Source organism: Pseudogracilibacillus auburnensis (assembly GCF_003201975.1).
GTDB lineage: Bacteria > Bacillota > Bacilli > Bacillales > Amphibacillaceae > Pseudogracilibacillus > Pseudogracilibacillus auburnensis.
On the sequence record NZ_QJJQ01000010.1, the window covers coordinates 92,679 to 116,732 of the forward strand.

General features: G+C 34.9%; 20 protein-coding genes and 1 riboswitch. Of the genes, 9 read left to right on the top strand and 11 right to left on the bottom strand.

The genetic code is table 11. The annotated features are described in order from the left end of the window. Window positions 1–42: 42 nt before the first annotated feature. Window positions 43–1,974: a serine hydrolase domain-containing protein gene (locus DFR56_RS13925; protein ID WP_110396054.1), complete on the bottom strand. Its 1,932-nt coding sequence runs from the start codon at window positions 1,972–1,974 to the stop codon at window positions 43–45. Window positions 1,975–2,782: 808 nt separating this feature from the next. Here DFR56_RS13925 and DFR56_RS13930 point away from each other — a divergent pair. Then, window positions 2,783–3,355 carry a TetR/AcrR family transcriptional regulator gene (locus DFR56_RS13930; RefSeq protein WP_110396055.1) on the top strand — a complete coding sequence of 191 codons (573 nt, stop codon included), beginning with the start codon at window positions 2,783–2,785 and terminating at the stop codon, window positions 3,353–3,355. A 407-nt stretch (window positions 3,356–3,762) separates the two neighbouring features. Here the strand turns inward: DFR56_RS13930 and DFR56_RS13935 are convergent, their stop codons facing one another. The 6 genes from DFR56_RS13935 to metA form a co-directional block, all read right to left on the bottom strand. Beyond that, entirely contained in the window at window positions 3,763–4,374 is a 612-nt protein-coding gene (locus DFR56_RS13935; protein WP_110396056.1) for a flavin reductase family protein, read from the bottom strand. Then, entirely contained in the window at window positions 4,375–5,322 is a 948-nt protein-coding gene (locus tag DFR56_RS13940; RefSeq protein ID WP_110396057.1) for a ring-cleaving dioxygenase, read from the bottom strand. Between the two features lie 97 nt (window positions 5,323–5,419). Next, window positions 5,420–6,019, bottom strand: coding sequence for an NAD(P)H:quinone oxidoreductase (gene wrbA / locus DFR56_RS13945; RefSeq protein WP_110396058.1), 600 nt, complete (start codon window positions 6,017–6,019; stop codon window positions 5,420–5,422). Between the two features lie 115 nt (window positions 6,020–6,134). Next, a complete protein-coding gene (locus tag DFR56_RS13950) occupies window positions 6,135–6,590 on the bottom strand; it encodes a MarR family winged helix-turn-helix transcriptional regulator (RefSeq protein WP_110396059.1) in 456 nt (151 codons plus the stop codon). Between the two features lie 470 nt (window positions 6,591–7,060). Next, entirely contained in the window at window positions 7,061–7,492 is a 432-nt protein-coding gene (locus DFR56_RS13955; protein ID WP_110396060.1) for a ferritin-like domain-containing protein, read from the bottom strand. Window positions 7,493–7,827: 335 nt separating this feature from the next. Next, window positions 7,828–8,736, bottom strand: a complete 909-nt coding sequence (gene metA, locus DFR56_RS13960) for a homoserine O-acetyltransferase MetA (RefSeq protein WP_110396061.1) — start codon at window positions 8,734–8,736, stop codon at window positions 7,828–7,830. A 644-nt stretch (window positions 8,737–9,380) separates the two neighbouring features. On the opposite strand from metA, the gene DFR56_RS13965 reads away from it, so the two are divergent. From DFR56_RS13965 to lipA, 4 genes are all read left to right on the top strand, one after another. Next, complete coding sequence (locus tag DFR56_RS13965; RefSeq protein ID WP_110396062.1) at window positions 9,381–9,956, top strand: TetR/AcrR family transcriptional regulator; 576 nt, start codon at window positions 9,381–9,383, stop codon at window positions 9,954–9,956. A gap of 68 nt (window positions 9,957–10,024) precedes the next feature. Beyond that, complete coding sequence (locus DFR56_RS13970; RefSeq protein ID WP_244916536.1) at window positions 10,025–12,451, top strand: YhgE/Pip domain-containing protein; 2,427 nt, start codon at window positions 10,025–10,027, stop codon at window positions 12,449–12,451. 779 nt (window positions 12,452–13,230) lie between these two features. Then, window positions 13,231–14,067: a lipoate--protein ligase family protein gene (locus tag DFR56_RS13975; protein ID WP_377723945.1), complete on the top strand. Its 837-nt coding sequence runs from the start codon at window positions 13,231–13,233 to the stop codon at window positions 14,065–14,067. 4 nt (window positions 14,068–14,071) lie between these two features. Beyond that, the gene (gene lipA / locus DFR56_RS13980) at window positions 14,072–15,043 is read left to right on the top strand and encodes a lipoyl synthase (protein WP_110396064.1); all 972 of its coding nucleotides are present in this window, start codon (window positions 14,072–14,074) and stop codon (window positions 15,041–15,043) included. A 127-nt stretch (window positions 15,044–15,170) separates the two neighbouring features. Here the strand turns inward: lipA and DFR56_RS13985 are convergent, their stop codons facing one another. After that, window positions 15,171–16,460 carry a serpin family protein gene (locus tag DFR56_RS13985; protein ID WP_110396065.1) on the bottom strand — a complete coding sequence of 430 codons (1,290 nt, stop codon included), beginning with the start codon at window positions 16,458–16,460 and terminating at the stop codon, window positions 15,171–15,173. Window positions 16,461–16,914: 454 nt separating this feature from the next. On the opposite strand from DFR56_RS13985, the gene DFR56_RS13990 reads away from it, so the two are divergent. Then, window positions 16,915–19,035 carry an MMPL family transporter gene (locus tag DFR56_RS13990; protein ID WP_110396066.1) on the top strand — a complete coding sequence of 707 codons (2,121 nt, stop codon included), beginning with the start codon at window positions 16,915–16,917 and terminating at the stop codon, window positions 19,033–19,035. Window positions 19,036–19,073: 38 nt separating this feature from the next. Here DFR56_RS13990 and DFR56_RS13995 read toward each other — a convergent pair whose 3' ends face one another. The 3 genes from DFR56_RS13995 to DFR56_RS14005 all read right to left on the bottom strand — a co-directional run bounded on the left by DFR56_RS13995 (window position 19,074) and on the right by DFR56_RS14005 (window position 21,861). Next, entirely contained in the window at window positions 19,074–19,733 is a 660-nt protein-coding gene (locus tag DFR56_RS13995; RefSeq protein ID WP_146214295.1) for a PepSY domain-containing protein, read from the bottom strand. Between the two features lie 101 nt (window positions 19,734–19,834). Then, a complete protein-coding gene (locus DFR56_RS14000) occupies window positions 19,835–21,178 on the bottom strand; it encodes a HAMP domain-containing sensor histidine kinase (RefSeq protein ID WP_110396067.1) in 1,344 nt (447 codons plus the stop codon). After that, window positions 21,175–21,861: a response regulator transcription factor gene (locus DFR56_RS14005; RefSeq protein ID WP_110396068.1), complete on the bottom strand. Its 687-nt coding sequence runs from the start codon at window positions 21,859–21,861 to the stop codon at window positions 21,175–21,177. The genes DFR56_RS14000 and DFR56_RS14005 overlap by 4 nt, the downstream gene beginning before the upstream one ends. Before the next feature lie 322 nt (window positions 21,862–22,183). Then, window positions 22,184–22,228: riboswitch (PreQ1 riboswitch) on the top strand. A gap of 8 nt (window positions 22,229–22,236) precedes the next feature. On the opposite strand from DFR56_RS14005, the gene DFR56_RS14010 reads away from it, so the two are divergent. From DFR56_RS14010 to DFR56_RS14020, 3 genes are all read left to right on the top strand, one after another. Beyond that, window positions 22,237–22,725, top strand: a complete 489-nt coding sequence (locus tag DFR56_RS14010; RefSeq protein WP_110396069.1) for a QueT transporter family protein — start codon at window positions 22,237–22,239, stop codon at window positions 22,723–22,725. A 172-nt stretch (window positions 22,726–22,897) separates the two neighbouring features. Next, window positions 22,898–23,476, top strand: a complete 579-nt coding sequence (locus DFR56_RS14015; RefSeq protein ID WP_110396070.1) for a TetR/AcrR family transcriptional regulator — start codon at window positions 22,898–22,900, stop codon at window positions 23,474–23,476. Further along, window positions 23,473–23,874 (top strand): DUF5367 family protein, encoded by a 402-nt coding sequence (locus DFR56_RS14020; protein ID WP_110396071.1) that lies wholly within the window; start codon window positions 23,473–23,475, stop codon window positions 23,872–23,874. The genes DFR56_RS14015 and DFR56_RS14020 overlap by 4 nt, the downstream gene beginning before the upstream one ends. Window positions 23,875–24,054: the final 180 nt, after the last annotated feature.

The window sequence follows — 24,054 nt, forward strand, 5'->3', positions numbered from 1 at the left end:
CCTTTAAACTCGACATCAATTGTTATATTTGTTCAATACTAATTATAAAAGGTTCCAATAGTAAAATATCCAAGTTAGAAATAAAGTAACTACAGAAAACAACGTGCAATGGATACGACTACTCCGTTTCGAATCCTTTTTTTTCCATAAAATGAAAGTTGTTATTAAAAGTGCGATGCTAAAAAGACTCATCACGTAAGGAATTATATTAAGTACCGGATGCCAATCTGGTGCCTTACCAAAAGCATCTTTTGGAAGTTGGTAAACTGGATCAATTTCCCCTGTTAAAATGACACTGATAATTAGTCCAAGAAATAAGACACTATATATAATTGCTGCCCATTTTGCAATAAGTGCTGTTTTTGTTTGGTGCTTTTTCTTCCTTTGAACAAGATGAAGAGCAGCACGAATGATCCAAAACAAAAACGATCCAAAAATAAATAACACGCTTAGCACAAGAGTGGAAAAGGTAAAAGCACTAGTTGCATACCAAGGTGCTTTGGAATACGTCATTGGCCCATCTGCTACTAGCATTGTGTCCCCGTTTGCATCTGTTTCAAAAACAATTGTCTTAAAATCTCCGTACGCATCAAATGTTATTTCCTTTTTGGGATTTTCATATATCCCGGGTGCCACTTCGAAAAATTCATTCGTCTCTCCCGCGTGTGTCACATGTAAAGTACCTTTTTCCCCTGCCTTTACATGAATCATTCCCAGTGTAAGACTAAGGAACTTTTCGTCGGTCGTAACACTTTTTCTGTTTTGATGATATTCTCCCGCAAATTGACTTGCTTTCTCCATTGAACCATAAGAATTAACCTGTTTGGCACTGTTTTTAATTGGTAAATATTCATCTAAAAACTGTTGAAAGACCTTTTTATGTAAAAAATGATTGCCACCACTATACGATATGAACATTCCGATATCTTCGTCCGGTATTAAATAAAGACCCGAATTGAACAGCAATGTACCTCCACCATGAAAAAGTATTCGTTGATCATTAAAATTTGCCTCGATAAATCCTAACCCCATCCCACTTACGTTTGGATGTTGTGTATATTGCTGTTCAAACATTTGTCGAACAGTATCTTTCTCAAGTATTTTTTGTTCTCCATAACTTCCCTCTTGCAGAAACATTCTCATAAATGTTGCCATATCAGCAGCAGAACTGCTCATTGCTCCAGCTGGTTCTGGTAGAAACTCAAAAGATCCTTCAATAAAATTTCCATCTACATAGCGATAAGGTGTCACCGATTGGTCTTTTAACTGTTCTGGCAAAGGTTGTTCAAACGTACTATTTTCCATCCCTAATTTATTCAAAATATGATGTTCTATATATTCGGAAAAAGGCATACCTGACACTTGTTGAACAATATAACCAGCCAAAGCTGTACCATAATTAGAATATGCAATCATTTCACCGGCTGGAAATATCCGTTTCGGCATGTGATAACGTACATATTCATTCAAAGGAAGCAGCCCATTTTCTGAAAGCCTAAAAATACTGTTCGAATAATCTTCAAAACCTGGAGTATGTGTCATTAAATGATGTAATGTAATTGGATTAGGTTTCGAATTATGTTGGTTACCTTCGACCTGATCGGAAATTTTAAAATCTAAGTATTCATTAATATCGGTATGCAGATCAAGTTCTCCTTGTTCTACCAGTTGCATGACAGCAGTCCATGTTAATAATTTAGAAACAGATCCAATTCGGAAAAGGGATGTCTCTGGATCAATAGAAGTACCCGATTCCATATTCGCATAGCCATATCCTTTTTGAAAAATTATTTCGTCCTTATAAACGATAGAAACCACGGCATTTGGAATGTTTTCTTGTTCTAATTGCTCCGTTATTACTTGATCAATAAAATTCGCTACCTCTTCCTTATCCTCGACCTGGGCTAAAACAGGTGATGACTTTATAAAAGAAAGGAAGGTAGCCATAATAATTAAAACGAATATTTTTTTCATTTCTTTTTCCCCCCCTTGGATATCACTCGATATATATCCAATGATTTATTATACATGTATTTTAGAATTTGTAAACCTTAAATTCTCTTTACCATCTTTAACAAACTCATCTCTGGATAAATTAAATAAAATCATCCCCAAAGGCAGGCTATATATGTGATGATTTGACTATAAAGTAAACTTGTATAAAGCAATAACAGGGAGAAAAAGAAACAGACGACAAAGGCAGTATCTTATATGATCATTTGCCAGAGACATTATTTGTTTAGGGTGACCTTGTTTTTAATATTGGCTCTGATTTCATCGAGAATGAAACTACAGACAGCCCAAGCAAGACTATGAATTAAACGCATTTCATGGATTAACTAAGAAACAAAACAAACTTTTAAAAGGCTACCGTGAAGATAGATTTAAGCATTGTAAAAATAATAAGGGGAAATATTTATTTAGATTTAAGAGAGGAATCAAAAATATTGCTAGAATTTCAGTAAAAAAGATGGAGCAAAGTAAAAAGCAAAAAAATCATTTTTGAGTAAATGACATTTCTTTCAACGAAAGGATCGCTAATTTTTTGTACCAAATATTGATCAGAGGATGGTGATGGTAAACGTTTCGACCTTATTAAATAAGCAACTGGTGAAGTATGAAAGTTGTGAATGCATTGTTTTTCGACTTCACTACTGATTTTTAATAAAAGTATTCTTCAAAGCTGTAAGTTGCTAAGATAACACAATTCCGTTGACAATGTTTGTAATTGCAAATAGAGTATATATCAATTGATACATATCATTATTTAAGGAGAATCTAAATGGCACCAAAAACAAAATATTCAAAAGAAGATATTATTTTGGCAGCATTTGACATAGCAAAAAAAGATGGACTGGATGCAATCACAATTAGAAGAATTGCTAAACAACTCGGTAGTTCCATTGCTCCAATCTATGTAAATTTTAAAGATATCGACGAATTAGTTCAAGAAGTAGTGAACCATACGCTTGAAATAGTAAAGCAGCTCATTATAGAACAGAATTCTGGGCACCCTTTTCGGGACATTGGTATTGCAAGTATTAAGTTCGCCAAACAATACAGTGTCCTCTATCGTGATTTAATTATGAAAAATAACCCTCACATGAGGCATAATGAAGAAAATATGATGTTTGTTGTTCAACAAATGCAAAAAGATCCAGTATTAGCCGGATTTTCAGAACAAGAATTAATGGATATTTTATTAAAAATGGAAATTTTTCAAACAGGGTTGGCTGTCATGGTAGCGAATGGTCTGCTTCCTGAATATTTTACCGAAGAAAAAATGATTGAAATGTTGGATAATGTTGCCGAAGATATGATCATTTCAACTCAATCACGAAAAGGAAAGGGTTGAAATCTGTTAAAAGAGGCGCATTAAGTGACTTTCGTCCGTATTAGACGCTCATTTTATGTCTCGTGTAACTGTTTCCAATAAAATAGACAGGTAAAGATACCATTTTATGAAGCAATAAATAAATGACTCTGGTATTGTACTGGAGTCATTTTTTATACTCGACTGGTATCGAGTAAAATTATAATGGTACATGTATTCATCAATCATTTTATTAACTCCCCAAAAGCCTTACAGTCCTTAGGCTAATTCACCTTTATAGCTGTGATTGGTGTTGCAGTAACAGATTTTGGTTTTAGACCTTAGGCTAGAAAGTCGTATCTGTAAAAGTCATGCAGAAGTAACAAGGTTTGCCACATTAAAAACTTATTTATATTTCTAGTTTAATATTCTAAACTACTTTATCATTTTTAACGTGGTCTCTCCATTGCAAAAACGTCACCAATTTTTGCATAATCATTTCCGGCTAACCGGCTCACCGCATTCAACTCTTCATATATTATTTTACCTTCATCATATACTTTTTCGTCTATATGAATACGAGTAATTTTACCGATGATTAAGTCAGTACTGGCATGACCTTCTCCGCCACCTAGTTCTAACCCTTTTTCCAACATACATTCAAAACGGACTTTCGCTTCTTTCACTCCAGGAACGGATATTGTTTCACTAGGAAGAAGTGTTAATTGCGCCTTTTCTATTTCACTTTCATTAGCAGGTAGAGAAGCAGCCGTTTCATTAATCTGTCCAACATTGTCTTCATCTACTATATGAACGACAAATTCTTTTTGTTGTATAATGTTTCGAGCAGTATCTTTTTGCATCAATCCTTGCCTCTGAACAGAAATAGAAATCATAGGTGGATTTGCGGTAACAATATTAAAATAACTGAAAGGTGCACCATTGATAATATTGTCCTTTGACTTACTCGTTACAAATGCAATAGGTCTCGGTACGATGCTACCGATTAATAATTTATAATTATCTCTTTCTGAATTATATTTAGGATCAATGCTAAGCAATTAACTTCCTCCCCCATTCGGATTTTTGATTGGAATTAAGGTTTTTTCAAGAAGCTTACGATTAGATTCGTATTGAACTGGTAGTTTTAATTCACTTCCTAGTGTTTCAAATGGTTCATCACGGGAAAACCCTGGTGGATCTGTTGCGATTTCAAATAAAATATCCCCGTGTTCTTTGAAATAAATTGATTTAAAATAATTTCTATCTCTCACTTCTGTCACAGCAAGCCGATTTTCTCGTACAAATTGTTGCCATTCTATAAGTTCTGCATCCGATTCGGCTCTCCATGCAATATGGTGAACAGTACCGACACCCATGACGCCTTTTTCATGAGACTTTTTAACATCGACAATATTTCCAATTGTACTCATAGATTGCAAGCGGGTCACTTCATTTTCTGTTCCTACTTTTTCTAATCCCATCACATTTTCTAGTACTTGAATCGTACGATCAGGGTTAGCTGAGTATAAAACAGCTCCAGCAAAGCCTTTTATTGCTTCTTCTTTTGTTATATCCTGGTTAGTCCATTCATTTTCTTCTCCAACTTCTCTTTCAACAAGTTCTAAAAGAAGACCATGTGGATCAGAAAAAGAAAGGTATTGCTCTCCAAAACGCGTCTCTTCTTTATATGCAATATTATATTGTTTCAATCGACTTTTCCAAAAAAGTGTCGCACCTGGTGGAATGGCGTAAGATGTTTTACCAACTTGTCCATTTCCAATCGCTCCTTGTTTCGCTCCATTCCAAGGAAAAAAGGTAATAATTGTCCCAGGAGAACCATTGGCATTACCAAAGTATAAATGGTATGTTCCTGGGTCATCAAAATTAACCGTTTTTTTCACCAATCTTAAACCAAGCACTCCTGCGTAAAAATCAACATTTTCTTGAGGGTGACCGACAATAGCAGTAATATGATGGATTCCAGTAGTCTCTCGCAACTTCTTCACTCCTTTGTTTACTAAAGATACAAATTTCTTTTATTTTACCATATTAATATATGAAAACCTGCCTTGATTCAACATCAAAACAGGTTCATTCATATCATTAGCTGTTTATTTTTTCAGCGATTTTTACCGTACGTTTTGCTTGGAATTTTACCGCATCTTCTACATCTTCAACCATTCCATCATCTCCAGCAGTCACACTTACACCGTACGGGTTTCCACCTGCTTTGAAAATCGATTCGTCCGCATAACCTGGTGCTGCAACAATCGCTCCCCAATGATACATGGAAGTGTAGAGCGATAAAATGGTCGCCTCTTGCCCACCATGTGCATTTCCTGCTGAAGACATGGCACTAACTACTTTGTTTACTGTTTTTCCTGTTGCCCATAAACCACCTTGTGTATCAAGGAATTGTTTCATTTGTGATGCCATATTTCCAAATCTAGTAGGTACACTAAAAATGATCGCGTCAGCCCATTCTAGATCTGCAGATGTTACCTCTTGTACATCTTTTGTTGCATCCACGTGAGCACGCCACGACGGATTAGAATCAATCGCTGCATCAGGTGCAAGCTCTGGTACTTTGAGAACTTTTACCTCAGCTCCTACTTCTTTAGCCCCTTCTTCTGCCCATTTTGCTAGTTGATAATTTGTTCCTGTTGAACTATAGTAAATGACTGCTAATTTAACGTTAGACATATGCTACCTTCTCCTTTTGTAATCTATATTAGATTCTTCCTTTATTTTAAGTATAAACCGATCATTTTACACTCAAATCATATATTATGAATTAGAGATAATAAGATAAAAAAAATTAAATGGAATCAGCAAATAATCCTATTTTTTTCAGAAGAACGATCGCCTGCTCTTTTTCTTCATTCGTTAAACTAGAAAAAATAGTCGCCATCGCTTGTTCATGTTTCGGAAAAATTTCATCCATTAAATTGGAACCTTTTTCTGTTAGTCGTCCATAAATGACGCGCCGGTCTTTAGGACAGGCAATTCGTTCGATAAATTGCTTCTCCTCTAATTTATCTACAACATACGTAATACTACTACTAGCAAGTAATACTTTTTTTCCGATAATCTGAATCGGTTGCTCCCCTTTATGGTACAAATATTCCATTACACCGAACTCTGTTAAATTCAATCCGTAGCTTTTTATATCTTTTACTACTTGTTTTTTTACTGATTCTAACGATCGGCTCAGTACAACGAATAATTTTAAAGACAGTTGTTCTTCTTTTGTTTGGTTATCTAAACTTACCATTTCATTCATCCTTTTTGTAAATTACCTCGAATTCGTATTAATTATATTAGAGATAATTTAAAATGTCAAGGATTAAATTTAATCAGAAAACTTGGCATACGTTAAAGAAAACACACCGACTGACAAGCCGACAGGTGACGGCAGAGGTGATGTTGCACTTATGTAAGTAAACTAGCGGGGAGCTAGTTTATGACGAAAGAAAACACACCGACTGACAAGCCGACAGGCGATGGCAGAGGTGATGTTGCACTTATGTAAGTAAACTAGCGGGGAGCTAGTTTATGACGAAAGAAAACACACCGACTGACAAGCCGACAGGCGACGGCAGAGGTGATGTTGCACTTATGTAAGTAAGTGATTAACTTATTTACCGAGCCTATAGCGAGAACTAAAGTTACACAAGTCAAGAAAGGATTTTTACTTTCTAAACTGCGAAAAAAGTCGACAAACTTTTCGCAGTCACTTCATTTTTACTCATTAAAACGCGGATCTAACAATAATCTTTCTACTTCTTCTTTATGTCTTGTCTCGTCGGCAATCATATCTTCCAGTTGAACGACTAACTCTGTAAGCCCTAGCTCTTCTGCTTGGTTTTTCCGCTCTTCGTAACGCTCGATCGTATCCGTTTCTGATTTTAATACGGCATCTAAAAGGCCTTTCACATCTGTTGGTTGAGGTACTTTAGCTGATTCCGTCGTCGGTATACCACCCAATGATTTAATTTTTTCGGATAAATACAAAGCATGTCCCAGCTCATCGGAGATTTCCTCTTCAAAAAATGGCTTTAATGCAGAACGATACAATCCAGAAACAACCGATGCACTATATGTATACTGGATTGCTGCACCATATTCATTCGCTAAATCCACATTTAATCCTTCAATTAACTGTTCTTTACTCATTTTTATCAACCTTCCTTTCCATTGTTATAGTATATATTCCCCAATCCTTTGAAATAAAAACGAATTTGGATAAACTTTTTACAAAGGATTTTATATTAAAAATTTCTAATTTAAAGGGGCTGGGACAAATATATTTTTATCAAAGAAAAATCTAAATTACAGTAGTTGCATAAAATACTCCCAAAATACATTTTGCACATCCTAAAGCGGCTAATCCTCGAACGTACAGGATGATATGCTAATGGCGTAGGTCACTATGGATGTGACCGTTTCTATCCAGTCCTGATCCAGTATGAACAAAAAACCTCCACTCTTAAGTGAAGGCACAAAATTTCTTACTCCCATTTATATGGTGTTTCTTGATAAACGTAATAATTTAACCAGTTAGAAAAAAGTAAATGGGTATGAGAACGCCACGTGTTTAGCGGTGTTTTATTTTTATCGTTATTTGGAAAATAATTTTCCGGCATATGAACATCAAGCCCTTTTGCTAAATCACGTTCATACTCTTCAGCAAGTGTTGTTGCATCATATTCCAAATGACCTGTCAGCATAATATGTTTATTATCCTTTGATTTTAATAAAAAAACACCAGCATCATCAGAAACTGCAAGTAATTTTAATTCGGGGTGGCTTTTAATATCTTCTAATGCTACTTCCGTATAGCGTGAATGTGGCACATTAAATACATCTTCAAACCCTCTAACTAATTTAACAGTTGGATCAGTTACTGTATGCTGAAAAATGCCTGAACATTTTTTTGGTAATTCAAATTTATCTATTCCATAATGATGGTATAATGCAGCTTGTGCTCCCCAGCAAATATGTAGGACAGATGTCACGTTTTTTTTCGTCCAGTCCATAATTTCCACTAGTTCTTCCCAATAGTTAACATCTTCAAATTGAAAATGTTCAATTGGGGCACCTGTTATGATCATCCCATCATAACGATGGTTTTTAATTTCGTTAAATGTGGTATAAAATGTGTCTAAATGGGACTTGCTTACATTTTTAGAAACATGTGTCGCAGTATGTAAAAATGTAATATTCACTTGTAGTGGAGTATTTCCTAATAATCTCAATAACTGTAATTCTGTCTTCTCTTTTTCTGGCATCAAATTTAAAATAACTATATTAAGGGGACGAATATCTTGTGTTCTTGCACGATCTTCATCCATAACAAATATTTTCTCTTTTTTCAGTAATTTCCGCGCAGGTAAACCTTCTGGTATATTGATTGGCACCAAAATCTCTCCCTTCCCTTCTTTTATTATAACGTTTGCAAACAGTGATAATCAATTATTATTACATTAAATAAAGGAAGATTTTAATTAGAAAACTCGGCTTATCGCCAAGTCTTTAGTGACGAGAACTAAAGTTGCACTTATGCAGGAAGGCTGGGACATAACTAAAATGACCCTATCAAAAGACGAACAATATACGACCTAAGTGAAGGAATATACATAGATCCCTGGTCAGATAAAAACGGGAACGTCCGTGTGACCTATGTCGACACTAGTACATCCCAGGACTGGCACTACGTTACTCGTCCCATCGAAAAGAGTTTGGGACTGCGCTAAATGCTCGTCCCATCGAAAAGAGTTTGCAACTTCGTTCCATCCTACCGTCAAGATTGTGACGACACTTATAGTACATCCTGTACATCGAAGGCTCACCAACTGCTTCAAGGTGCGCAACGTATATTTCCAGAACAGAATATATGCAACAACTATTGTTCGGTTTTTCCTTTGATAAAAACACTTTTGTTCCAATCTCATCTGCCGAAAAAAAAATAACTTGCCTTTCTGTAAAATGTATGTTAAATTAACTTTATTGAAAGTGACCATTTTGTTCATTTGGTCAATTCTAAAGTTTGGAGGGAGGAAAAATGGCGATTGATCGACGCCAAGAAGTATTAAATGCTGCCACAAAATCTTTTTCTTTATACGGGTATAAGGCGACGACGATGGATCAAGTTGCCAGACTTGCAAATGTCGGGAAAGGAACCATCTACACATTTTTTAAAAATAAAGAAGAACTATTTGATGAGATTATTACGAAACTAATTGATGATATGGAAAAAGCCGCAACTAATGCGATAAATTCTGAAATGTCTTTCCAAGAAAATGTACATCTTGCATTATATAAAATGTTAGAGTTTAGGCTAGAACATCAACTAACCATTAAGTTGTTTCAAGAGGAAAGAGATATCGGTACTCCTGTCGTGCAGCAAGTGATGCAAAAATTAGAACAATCGATTTTATTTTTTATTCGGGAAAAAATTGAACGGGCGATTGAAAAAGGAGAAATTAAACAATGTGACCCTGAAATAACGGCATTTATATTACTAAAGTTATATGTCGCCTTTATTTTTGACTGGGAAAAGAATCGGAAGCCGCTCAATAAAGAAGAAATTGCTCATCTATTTGATCTATATATTTTTAAAGGATTATCTAATAGGTAATCCATCATTTTTTCATTGAATTGACCATTTGAGAAAAGTGGTCAATCATTACTACGGAGGTAATTAAGTTGAAAGGAATATTGGAAGAATTTTCACAGATAAGGAAGGAACATAAATTACTTATCGCGATCATTGCAGTCATAGCTGTTCCTATCCTGTACGCGGGAATGTTTTTATGGGCATTTTGGGATCCATATGATCATTTAGCAGATTTACCCATTGCTGTTGTCAACGAGGATGAAGGGGCTAATCAAGACGGGGAGACCATGAATCTTGGGGATGAGTTAGTCGAAAAGCTAACAGAAGATCCAGAATTTGATTTTAATATTGTTGATAAAGATACAGGTTATCAGGGACTTCAAGATCAAACATATTATATTTTAGTAGAAATACCGAATGATTTTTCAAAAAACGCGACAACGTTAATGGATGATCATCCAGAGAAATCAAATATTATTTATATACCGAATGAAAGTTATAACTTTTTAGCTTCCCAAATTGGTGAAACAGCGATGTTACAAATAGAAACGGCATTACAAGAAAAAATAACGGAAACATATGCTGAAACTATTTTTGACCAAATAGATGAAATAGCGGATGGACTTGGAAAAGCAAGTGATGCAACGACATCATTAGCTGATGGTGCCGAACAATTGCAGGACGGATCCCACCAATTATCAGACCATTTAGCTACATTAGCTGAAAAGTCAATTGATTTTCAACACGGTGTTTCTAGCGCCCGCTCTGGTGTGAATGAATTAGTAGATGGATCAAAAAATCTAGCTAATGGAATGCATCAGTTACATGAAGGTTCTAACGAGTTATTAAAAGGATCGAAAGAAATACAAAGTGGTTCAGAAGACTTAGCTAGTGGAGTTAACATGACAAATGAAGGGGTTCAGCAATTAAATGAACAAATCCCTTCGCTAGTAAGTGGAACAGATACTGTTATGAATGGATTAACAGATTTACACAACCAATTACCAAAAGAGTTATCCACAGCGATTGGGGAGCAACTAAAGGCAAATAGCGAAAAAATGAATACAGGTTTAACTGAACTACAGAATGGTATAACATCTGGATTAACAAACGAGTTAGCGCCAGGAATTAGTTCAACCCTTTCGAGTGCTATTGCGGATGAAATGATCGCAACACAAAAAGCTCAAACGGAAACACTTGCGGTAACATTGCGTGAAAGTGGCATGGAGGAACAAACAGTAAATGCCATCATTCAACAATTACAACAGAATGCTCCATCAAAAGAAACATTGGCAGCATCTTTACAAGATAAATTAACAGTCCAGATAAATGGGGCTATCGAAAATACGACAAATCAAATTAATAGCGGGTTTGACACATATAAAACTGAAGTGAATAAAAATGTCGAAAATGCTACCACAACTTTAGAAGCAGGAATTAAAACAGCAATCGACCCTCCATTTACAGAGTTAAAAAATGGCTTATCCACCATCAATGAGGGACAAAATTCCTTACAAGATGGAGTAGCACAGCTTGCAGATGGGACAGCACAGTTACAGACGGGTTCACAAAGGTTAGCTTCTGGACAAAATGAATATGTTGATAGTTTACAATTATTTACAACCAAATTTACAGAAGCTAACAATGGAGCCGAATCATTAGCTACTGGTACAAATTCATTGTTTAGTGGCATGCTGAAACTTGAAGATGGGTCGATTCAATTAAGTGAAGGTTCAGTTCAACTAGATGACGGTTCTAAAGAATTAACAGAAGGTGTGGAAAAGTTAGTAGATGGAACAAATGAATTTAAGACAGAGATGAAAGATGCGGCTGAGGAAGCAAGTGAGGTAAAAACAAATGATGAGACATACAATATGATGGCTAATCCAGTCGAGGTCAAAAACGAAAAGATTAATCAAGTTCCCAACTACGGAACCGGCTTTGCACCATATTTCCTATCACTCGGTTTATTTGTCGGAGCTCTGTTATTGTCCATTGTTTATCCGTTAAAAGAGCCTGCAAGTATTCCAAAAAATGGACTTCACTGGTTCTTTAGTAAGTTTTCCGTATTGTTTGTCGTCGGAATTCTACAAGCTGTTATTGCAAGTGGCTTTTTACTTTTAGTGCTTAAATTAGAAGTTCAAAGTGTACCATTGTTTATGCTTTTTGCCATTATTACAAGCTTAGTGTTTATTACACTTGTTCAGTTTTTAGTTACTTGTTTTGATGATCCAGGACGTTTTATTGCAATTATCATTTTGATTATGCAATTAACGACGAGTGCTGGTACATTCCCATTAGAGCTGATTCCAAAAATATTGCAACCGATCAATTATATCTTACCGATGACCTATTCTGTTGCTGGTTTTAAAGCTGTTATTTCTAGTGGTGAGTTTCATGTTATGTGGCAAAATGCAGGTGTGTTAATGTTATTTACGCTTTTCTTTCTGTTACTAACCGTCTCCTATTTTATTGTTATGTTTAAACGTAAATATCGTACAGTGCAAGAAGCATGAAAAACATTCTACCATTAGTAGTACAAACCAAGGCCGGTTTGTACTACTATTTTTTATAGTAGAAGTGAAGGAAGGTTGACACCTTTGAGAAATTAAATTCCGTATTATAAACAGACCAACTTCACATCTTTACGTGAATCAGTTTTATGTTTTTAATTTTTATCAACAAGTTGTGTTATGTACAATAATCTATACACATCGTTTTATATAACGATGTGTATAGATTAGATAAACGGTTGCTACATCAACGTTTAACTCTGTTTATAAGTTTTGTGGATAATTCTGTGGATTATGTGGATAACGTGGATAAGTAGAAACGGTTTATTCACAAATGCACTTGTACGAATACCTTTCGTCTTACTTACTGAAAATTCAATTTTATTAGTATCTGACACTTCTTATTATTTGAATTTTCCACCCCGTTCTCATTTTTTAATCCCTTCTTATTTTTATGTTAAACTATATGTAACGTAAAAACCGTGCTATATAACTTTTTCTAATCAAGCTTTATTGAAATTTTCTATACTTTAAACTGATTTACTGATATGATACATAATGAATAATATCTATCTGTATAGTATTAAAAATACTTGGCATAGTTAAAGAAAACACACCGATTGACGAGCCGTCAAGGCGATGACAGAGGTGATGTTGCACTTATGTAAATAAGTGATTAACTTATATGCCAAACCTTTAATAGCGAGTGCCTTAGTTGCACTGATACAATAAGAAAAGATTTATACCTTCTTTTCTGCTAAAAAAAGTTGAGGTGACCCCTTTTGCAAGAAACATGGGCATATTTAGATAGCGGATACCACGATGCAGCAACAAATATGGCAATCGATGAAGCATTACTTCAGTTTCATAGCGAGAAAAAAATAAAGCCTACTATTCGGTTTTATGGATGGGAAAGGCCTAGCCTAACTGTTGGACATTTTCAAAACGTACAAAAAACAATTAATTTCTCAGGCGTTGAGAAACATTCCTGTGATTTTGTTAGACGTTTAACTGGCGGTAGTGCTGTTTTACATGATGATGAATTAACCTATAGTATTATTGTTAATGAAGATCATCCCAAAATTCCTCACTCCATTAATAAGGCATATTATGTATTATCACAAGGTTTGCTAGAAGGATATCGAAATCTAGGAATCGAAGCTGATTTTGCTATTCCTGAACGTGAATTACTTCGTGAACGTTCTGCCGTTTGCTTTGAAAAACCGGCAATATACGAGATGATCGTTGACGGGAAAAAGATTTCTGGTAACGCACAGACGAGAAAAAATGGTGTTTTACTGCAGCACGGGTCAATTCCGATGAGTTTTGATGCAAAAATGTTGTTTGACTTATTTAATTTTTCATCAGAAAAAATTCGTGAACGACAAAGAGCTGCTTTTGAGAAAAAGGCAATTAGTATCAATAAAATCACAGAAAAAAAACATACATATCAAATGGTAAAAGAAGCATTTTTAACAGGATTTCAATCATGTTTACAGATCGAATTAGAACCCCTTGTCCTAACAGAAGAACAATGGAAATATATTACTCATTTAACCGAGACAAAGTATCGTACGAAAGAATGGAATTTAAGGTTAAAAAAAGCAAGGAGTGTATAAGGAAATGACAAAGCAACAAGAATATTTACGCAAACCCGATTGGTTAAAAATTAAAATCAATACATCTGATTCATATAAAGGCTTAAAAAAATTAATGCGTGATAAACGCTTAAACACAGTTTGCGAAGAAGCAAGATGTCCAAATTTACACGAATGTTGGAGTGAAAGACAGACAGCTACTTTTATGATTTTAGGAGATACATGTACGAGAGGATGTCGTTTCTGTGCAGTTAAAACAGGGCTTCCAAATGAACTCGATTGGGGCGAGCCTGAACGTGTTGCAGACTCCGTTAAAATAATGGGTTTAAAACATGTCGTTATAACGGCTGTTGCCCGTGATGATTTAAAAGATGGAGGAGCCGCAGTTTTTGCGGAAACAGTTCGTCAAGTACGAAAGAAAAACCCGGGAACGACGATTGAAATTTTACCATCTGATATGAAAGGTGACTACGAAAGTTTACATACATTAATGTCATCAGAACCAGATATTTTTAACCATAATATTGAAACGGTTCGCCGCTTGACAAAGCGCGTTCGTGCGATTGCCAAATATGATCGATCGTTGGAGTTATTGCAACGAGTAAAGAATATCGCACCGAATACACCAACCAAGTCGAGTATGATGGTCGGTCTTGGCGAGACAAAGGAAGAGATATTAGAAGCGATGGATGATCTTCTCGCCCATGATGTTGACATTTTAACGATTGGTCAATATTTGCAACCAACGAAAAAGCATTTGAATGTGGAAAGATATTATCATCCAGATGAATTCAAAGAATTGGAACAAATCGCTTTAGAAAAAGGGTTTACACATTGTAAGTCTGGTCCACTCGTTCGATCATCTTATCATGCTGACGAACAAGTAACAGCAGCTGCAGCCCAGCGACGCATTCAATATATGAAAGGCTATGAAGAGACAGAAAAAAAACCTGTTGATTTTTCATTAGTCGATATGTTGAATTCAACCGAACAATAAATACAAAAAGCTCCGATGTGTTTCATGATGACATCGTGAGCTTTTTTCAACAAATGACTTGCAAGGTCGAAAGCACCATATGTTGGTTTCTCCTAGCAAGGGAACAAGTGAAATAACGTTGTTGCCTTTATCCGTTTGGATTCGTAATAACCCCCATAAATAAGATCGTATCTGTTTCATTATCTGTGATCGTCATAAAAAACGGTCGATTCACTTCCATATAAAACGTATCCCCTACAACTGCTGACTCTGTTCTCATTTCAATAGAGGTAACTGCTGCCGCCTCTGTCCCCTTTTCATCTACATTAATATACGTCTTCTGTTTTATTTCATGAATCCATAGTGGAGCATCTTCTTTAATCATTTTTGAAAAGTCTGCATCTTGTTTTTTGAAAGCTAATTCCATTCCTAATAGCTGAAAAGCTTCATTCAAATTGGTTTCGTATTCCAGTTCAAATGTTGGGAGTTTAATTATTCCATTCATTTCTTGAAACTCTGCCTGCCATTCTTGCCAATTTTCATCGGAAATAGCAGCAATAAACGTATCAATTGTAGAATTTTCACTTGGTAGAAAAATCGTCATGTTCATTTCATCATCTTGATATGGTAGCTTCACAGCTTGAAATTCATCATTTTCCATATAAGCTAGTTCTTCTTCCAACATCATCATTGGAATATTATTTTCCGTTCCTCCAGAATAAAACGGCTCTTCCTCTGTTCTCGCCTCAGAAAATGGATATTTCCACTTCCCTTCAAAATATAAGGCGTTTATTAATATTGCTACCATATCCTCATTTAAAGGCCCTTCAACAATGTCTGTAATTTTATCATTTGTTGATTCACTTACCCAGTCGTTTATTTTATCGACAGATCTATCATCTGTAATATCAATTTCGGTAGTTTCTGCATCATAAAAGGTCGTTGTTGCATCACTGAATTCGTCTGTAAAATGAAACTGTTTATTTAACCAAATGGAATTTGCAATGGAAAGTTGGGTAGCCTGTGTATCTTTTTGCAACTTATCCACAAGCACAGCATTTGCCTGATTCAATTGATCTACTGATATGTCTTTTATTTGTAATGCTTCCGCTATTTCATCTTTTGTCTCGCCCTCTGAACCATTATAAGCCATTGATAATGCCATAAATGCACTTGATGGTGAAATAAAGATATTATTGTTCTTATCTCGTTCTACTTTATCCAATAAAGCGAAGCCTAATTTATTATTTGGTTGAGTAGTATATTCATTGTTAATGACTTCCCCTTTATCCGATTTGTCCACATCCTTATTATCGCCATCCAGGTTATCCACATTTTGGTTGTCATTATTTATGTTATCCACATTCTCAGCTTGACTGCATGAAGTTACTAAAACGAAAATACAGCATAACATGTACAAAAAAGCTCGTTTGAACAAGAAAACACCTCCATTACATTTTTAAACAACTAGGCACTCGTTACACACCGATTGGCAAGCTGGCAGGCGACGGCAAAGTGATGTTGCCCTTATGCAAGTAAGTGATTAACTTATTTATATAAACTATATTGTGAATGCCTTAACTGCACTTATGCAATAAGAAAGTTTTATACTTTCTTATCTGCTAAAAAAGAATTGTTAAGATTATTATGAAATGATAAGCATGTCTAGTTACATTTTAACATTTCCCTCGGTTAGTATTAACATTTATTTACTATTTGTTATGTTATTCTATATAATATTAATAAATATAAATTGAAGTCATATAGTTAAATTATACTTAGATGAAAAACAGTCCTAAAACGAGGCGCAAACTAAAGAGTAAGATATCATACCATAAGTCAGACAATTCCATTATCATTATTAGCCAATCAAAATGAAGGGGATTATAAGGATGCATACGTTTCTAAGATCTGTAACAGACCTTGTGACTACAAAAAAAGGGGCTTGGATCACGCTCGCTATATGGATAGTAGTTGCTGCTATATTATCGATTACTGCTCCCAGTTCAAAAGATTATTCTGTAAACAATGTTACCACATTATACCCTGAAACTAGTCCATCTGAAATAGCGCAGCAAAAGATTGATCAACATTTTAAAGAAGATGAAGGTATGCCGGCGATTCTCGTATTTAAAACAAAAGAAAGTCATTTGAATCTAGATGAACTTCTTGAAGTGACGGAAGAAATTTTTAATACAGAGATTCCATACGTAAAAAGTGTCATCCCGCTACACCTCATGCCTCCTGAAGCAACAGCATCATTTATTTCAGAGGATAATCAAGCTGCCTTTTTACCGATTTTATTTGAAGAGGATATGACATCAAAAGAAATAAATGTTGGATTGGATGAAATATATCCAATCGTTCATGCTAATCCAACTTTACAAATGTTTGTTACCGGTCCTGCAGGAATTGCAGTTGATGCAACAGAATTATTTTCACGGGCAGATTTAGTATTACTTTTTTCCACTATTGGAATTATTCTTGTGTTGCTTATCTTTACATATCGTTCACCATTACTTGCGCTCATTCCGCTATTTGCAGCCATTTTTGTCTACGCGGTTGCAGATAGATTACTCGGACTGCTTGGACTTAGCGGTATTGAGCTAGCTAGCCAATCTTTATCCATTATGATGATATTACTATTTGCAGTCGTCATCGATTATTCCTTATTTATTTTTTCCCGTTTTCGTGAGGAATTAAGAAAATATGAGGATAAATATGAGGCAATGCGTCTTTCTATGAGAGAGTTAGGGATACCTATCTTTTATTCAGGTTCGACTATTTTACTCGCTATGCTCGTTTTATTTGCAGCCAATTTCGGTGATTATAAAAACTTTGCGCCTATTTTTAGTATTGCAGTCCTTGTTGTCATGCTCTCGTCTATCACATTAATTCCAACTTTATTTACACTATTTGGTAGACGCTCCTTTTGGCCAAAGATTCCTCGTGTCGGGGATGAAGTAATACGTACTTCTTCTTTATGGAGTAAAGTTGGGCGTACTGTTTCAACGAGACCGATTTTATCTGTTGTACTCATTTTAGGATTCCTACTTATTACATCAAGCAATATCTTTACTATTACGTATGAATATAATACGATGAAATCATTTCCGGATGATATGCCGTCACGTATTGGCTATGATATTTTAGAAGATAAGTTTAGTAAAGGAACTCTTGCACCAACGACCGTTATTTTAGAATCTAACGAACAAGTTACGGAAGAGAAACAACAAGAAATTGCTTCTCTCTTAAATGATCAGGAGATCGTTCACTCTGTCCGGGTTTCAAACCGTACGGAAGATGATCAGATTATTCAATTTGACCTCACTTTCAAAGAAGATCCTTATGATGTTCAAACAATTGATGCTTTAGAAAATATGATGAAAGAAGGAAATGAATTTCTTGCCAAGGCAGAAGTAAAAGGTGAATTTTATTTCGCTGGGGAAACGGCTGCATCTGTTGATAATCGGAATGTAAATAATCGTGACTTGATCGTCATTGTCATTGCCGAAACAATTTTGATTTTTACGATGCTCATCTTTTTAACGAGATCTGTTTCAATCTCCACATTAATGATGGGAACCATCTTATTGTCGTTTTTAGCAGCATTAGGTCTAGGAACATTTTTAAGCGGATATATTTTCGATGTTCATTCGATTAGCAATCGAGTTCCTGTATATGCGTTCGTTTTTCTCGTAGCACTCGGAATTGATTATAATATCTTTTTAGTATCTCGCTTTTTAGAGGAAAAGAAACACCACCCTGTCAAAGATGCTGTTGCTAGAGCAGTCGCACATACAGGAGGAGTGATCTCCTCTGCTGGAATTATACTTGCAGCAACCTTTGCTGTATTAATTACTCAGCCTGTTGAAGTCTTATATATTTTCGGTTTTATTGTTGCAATTGGTATTTTAATGGATACTTTTTTAATTCGAGGTATTTTATTGCCAGGTCTACTCGTTTTATTAGAAAAAAATGAACATATTCGTTTAATTAAACGGAATAAATGAACAGGAGGGAAAGCTTGATAATACTTTCCCTCCTTGCATTAATCATCTATTTCAATAACGATAATTTCCCCTGTTATTGCATCTATTTCAAATTCTGCTTCCTCTTCACCAGCTTCAATTTCTATTTCATAAATGAGACGCCCATCATCTTCATCTAATTCAACATTTGTAACAGTACCTGGGAATTCTTGCTGTGCAATATCAATTGCTTTAGCAACATCAATGACCGCGTTATTACTTTGATTTTCACTTGCTTTCTTTTCATTCTTGTTTATTTTCGTTTCCAATGCTACTTCATTTCCAGTTGCATCTCGCTTATCTAAAGCATGTTCCTGGGCTTTTTCTTGCTCCTTCACTTCATCATCCAAATCAATTTCTTGTTTAGCATCGATATTAGCATCATCATCTACTACATTTCTTTTTTCTTTTAGTTTGATAATTTCACCAGAGTTCCCATCCAATTTTAAATCATATTCCATATTGTCATTGATAATTTCTACTTCATATATAGATTGGTTTTGTTTCTTTTCAAGCTCTATTTCTGTTATTGTCCCTGGGTATTGTGATGATACGAGATTTCTTATGTCATCAAAAGTTAATTTAGGATCCGATTGTGAAGCATCCGAATGATAAATACCAAATCCAAGTGCTGCTGCAAGAGCAATCACCCCTGAAGTAATCAATGTTTTTTTAATCATCTAGATTTCCTCCTTATTCATGGTACTTCTATCTTACCGTTATGAAATGATAAGACGTGGTGAATAAGATTAGAATTTGCTGAGAAAGGAATGAACCATTATTATAAAACGATTGGCAATGTTAACGTAAAGGTTGCACCTTTCCCTATTTCACTATGAACAGAAAGTTTTCCACCATGTAACTCAGCAATTGCTTGTGCAATGGAAAGACCAAGTCCGGTACCACCAGTTGTCCTTGTTCTTGCTTTGTCCACACGATAAAACCGATCAAATATATGTTTCTGGTCAGCGCGAGAAATGCCTTGCCCTTTATCGCTCACTCGTAAAACAACAGAATCATTTTGTCTCCGTAATTTTACATCAATTTCCGCCTCACTATACTTGATCGCATTATCTAACAAAATATAAAGGATTTGTTCCAGTTGATCATTATTACCATCTACAATAACCTCTCCTCCTTCAGAATGAAAATAAATCTCTCTCTCATATGCTGTCGTAAATGTTTTAATGACTTTTTCGATTACTTTGTCAAGTTCGATACGCTCAAATGGTGCATGGCCTTTATTTTTTGCAAGTAAGAGCATTTGTCCAACAAGCTGTTGCATTCGATCTGCTTCCGATTCAATGGCCTCAACTGATTCATCAAACACTTCTGGATGACTTTTACCACGACGTTTTAATAATTGTGCATAACTTTTAATAATTGAAATTGGTGTCTTTAATTCATGAGAAGCATCAGAGACAAAAATTTGTTGTCTCTCAAAATTTTCTTTTAAATGTTGTATCATTGAATTAAATGTTTCTTCCATTTCGTACAATTCATCATGTGATCTGTTTTCAAGCGCAATTGTTTTCCATTTTTCCTGTTTCGTGTTTTCTTTCATCGTTTCAATTAATTCTGTTATTGGACGGAGAATAAACTTACTTAATACATTTCCAGCAATGATCGAAGGGATGAGCATAATAATAGATGCAGCTACAAGTACATACAATAGTGTGCGCATCGTTTCTTGCAGTGCGTTTAAATAATTAGCAACTTGTATCGTAGCAACTTCACCATTTTCCCAAATGATTGGTTTTGCCACAACTGCAACATGATTGCCATTCGCTTTTATAACTTTCTGTTTTTCTGATTCACTGTACACCACATCTAAATTACGATATTCTTTGCGCTTTGTAATGGTTGGAATTAGTTCATTGTTGTCTTTGTCAACAACACGAATAATTCCGTTTGACGGGACAAACGCATGTAAAAGCTGATTGGAAGGAATTCCTTCATTCGCCCGTAACGCTTCTACAATTGCATTCGTTTGATTTGATAATTGTTCTAATTCATTTTTTGCTGAAATGTTATGAAATAAAAAATAAATTGATGTGTTCACTAAAACGATTAGAATAAGCATAAATAAACTTGTGAACAGTTTAATTTTCGTTCTTAATTTCATTTAGATACATCCTTTATCGTGTATCCCACCCCACGAACTGTTTGAATATATGGAATATCAAATTCTTTATCTACTTTTTGCCGTACATATCGAATATAGACATCAACTACATTTGTATCGCCGTAATAATCATAACCCCATACTTGTTCCATAATTTGTTCTCGACTTAAAACAATATTTTTATTTTTCATTAAATAAACGAGTAAATCATATTCCCTTGGTGTCAGTTCAATTTCTGTTTCAGAACGAATCACTTGTCTCGTATGTAAATCGACTGACAACTCCCCTACTGTTAATTGCTCAGACTTTCTCGTAACTTCTATAGGTCTACGCAAATGCGCTCTTATACGAGCAAGTAATTCCTCGATTTGAAACGGTTTTGTCACATAATCATTGGCCCCGAGATCCAGTCCACTTACTTTATCATGTACTTGATCCCGTGCAGTTAATAAAATAACAGGAGTATGATCATCCGTTCGTCTTAATCGTCTTAGAACTTCCATACCACTTAGCTCAGGAATCATAATATCAAGTAATACTAAATCCCACGTTTCCTCTTGCATAAAACGTAAGGCATCTTTTCCATTATCCGCAATTTTTGTTTCATAACCTTCATATTGTAATTCAAGCTCAATGACTCTACTTAATTTTTGTTCGTCTTCTACGATTAAAATTTTTTTCATCGTCTCACCTACTTTGTAGAATGATGAATAGCTAGTTATCATTGTACCAATAGTAAATTGTTATTAACCATATAAATGATAATTGGACTATAAATATTTGTGTATTTATGATTATCTATAGTTCAATTATAACGAGAATGGATGAATTTGTGTATTTATTTTTGACTATATAACTTATCGAAAATATAAGTATTAAATGATATTCACAGAGTCTTGATCAATACATTACCTATGAAGGATTCTTTGACCGATAGAATACTGAGGGCAAATTAATCTTTTGACATTCATTTAACTTTTGGACTATACTTATAAATTGTGAGAATTCACCGTTGTTCGAAACCATCCAACGCAAAAAAACTAAGGAGAGAATTGAATATGAATATTAGAACAGTTGTTGTAAATGCACTAGTTGCTGCACTTTATTTTGTCGTGACAGCAGTCGTTGCACCATTTGGCTTTTTGCATGTGCAATTCCGCCTGTCCGAACTTTTCAACCATTTAATTGTTTTTAATAAAAAATACTTTTACGGTATTATACTTGGTGTGCTCATTTCAAATATCATTTTGTCACCAACGAAAGCTGATGTTTTCTTTGGAGTATTGCACACTGCTATATCATTAGGGATCACATTAATCTTTGCAAAATTTGTGAAAGACAAAATCGCGTTAATGTTGATCAATACAACCGTCTTTTCCGTAAATATGTTTATTATCGCTTATATGTTAAAAGTATTTGTTGGTTTGCCTGATGCATTTTCCCTTCTGTGGTTAACGCTCGGAATAAGCGAATTTGTGACAATGGCACTAGCGATTTTGATTATTTATTTACTAAATAAGCGCTTAAAAATAGAAAAATTAATCTAATCATTTTATAAAAAGAAAGGGCTAGTCGTTTATGACTTGCTCTTTTTTATTTTAAATTGGATCAACTATTAAGTGAATCACTTTTTTTACTAAGAATAGACAATAACGCAGATAGATGATACGATATTTTTACAGTTAGTTAGTCAACCAACTCATAAAAGGAGTGAAACAAATGGCAAAACCAAATGTCATTCAGAAAACAGATTTAGTTCAATATGCAAAACAATGTTTAGCTGAAAAAGGGATAGAAAACTTTACACTAAGAGCTGTTGCTGAAAAAGCTGGAGTTGCACAAGGAACGGTATATTATCATTTTCGGACGAAAGAACAATTAGTATTGGAAATGTTACAAGATATTTGTGATACATCATGGGGTAATTTATCAGAAGGGGAACATTTTGATATAAAGCAAGCACTAGAATCAGCGAAAAGCCGTTGTCATTTTGACTCCTATTTTCATAAATTGCTTTTCACCCTGACTGTCTCTAGTTTTACTAATGAAAAAATAAGAAAACAATTGGTACAAATGTTTGATAAAGAAAACAAATCATTATCACAAAATATGAAAAAACAATGGAGCTCTTCACCTATAAGGGGCGTTTCTTTCGATACTTGGGGTATTGTAATGAATGCAATTATTGACGGAATTGCTCTACAAGCTCTGGTTTCGAAGGACTTTCCGATTGATAAAACGTATGAAGAGCTTGAACATTTATTTATCGGCTTAAGTGAAATGGAGGGAGGAAATTGAAAAGCTATTTATTTACACTTAGCTGGGGTGTTGTTGTTTGGCTGTGTGCCATTTTGTTTTTCAGATTCTTTGGTGAATATATACTGTTTCAACCAGGTTCAAGTACTTTTATCATTAGCATTACGTTATTGATAACTGTTACAGGGTGTTTGCTATATATTATTACTTTACTCTATATGCGTTTTGATCCCTCTAATTATGCACCACTTAAATTGGGAGTAATGGGAACATGTATTGGATTATTGTTAGATGCATTTTCATTATCGCTTTATCCGATCGTCTTTCCAGCATTGAACGATTCCCAAATTATTGCTTTTACTGTTTGGATGTCAGCTGCTTATGCTTTATATTTAATGATTCCAGCATTAATGAACATTAGAAAACTTGGCGTTCGCTAAGCCTTTACAAGTGATTGCCTTCGTAGCACTTATGCCAAGCTAGTTTTAAACTTTTGTATAAAAATATATCTATTTTCATGATAGGTGGTAACCCTTGGAGCAGTGCCATGTTAAAAAGGTATCAACAGGAAAAGTAGAATGAAGGAGACTTTCTGGAAAAAGTCTATGTATAAATAGTTA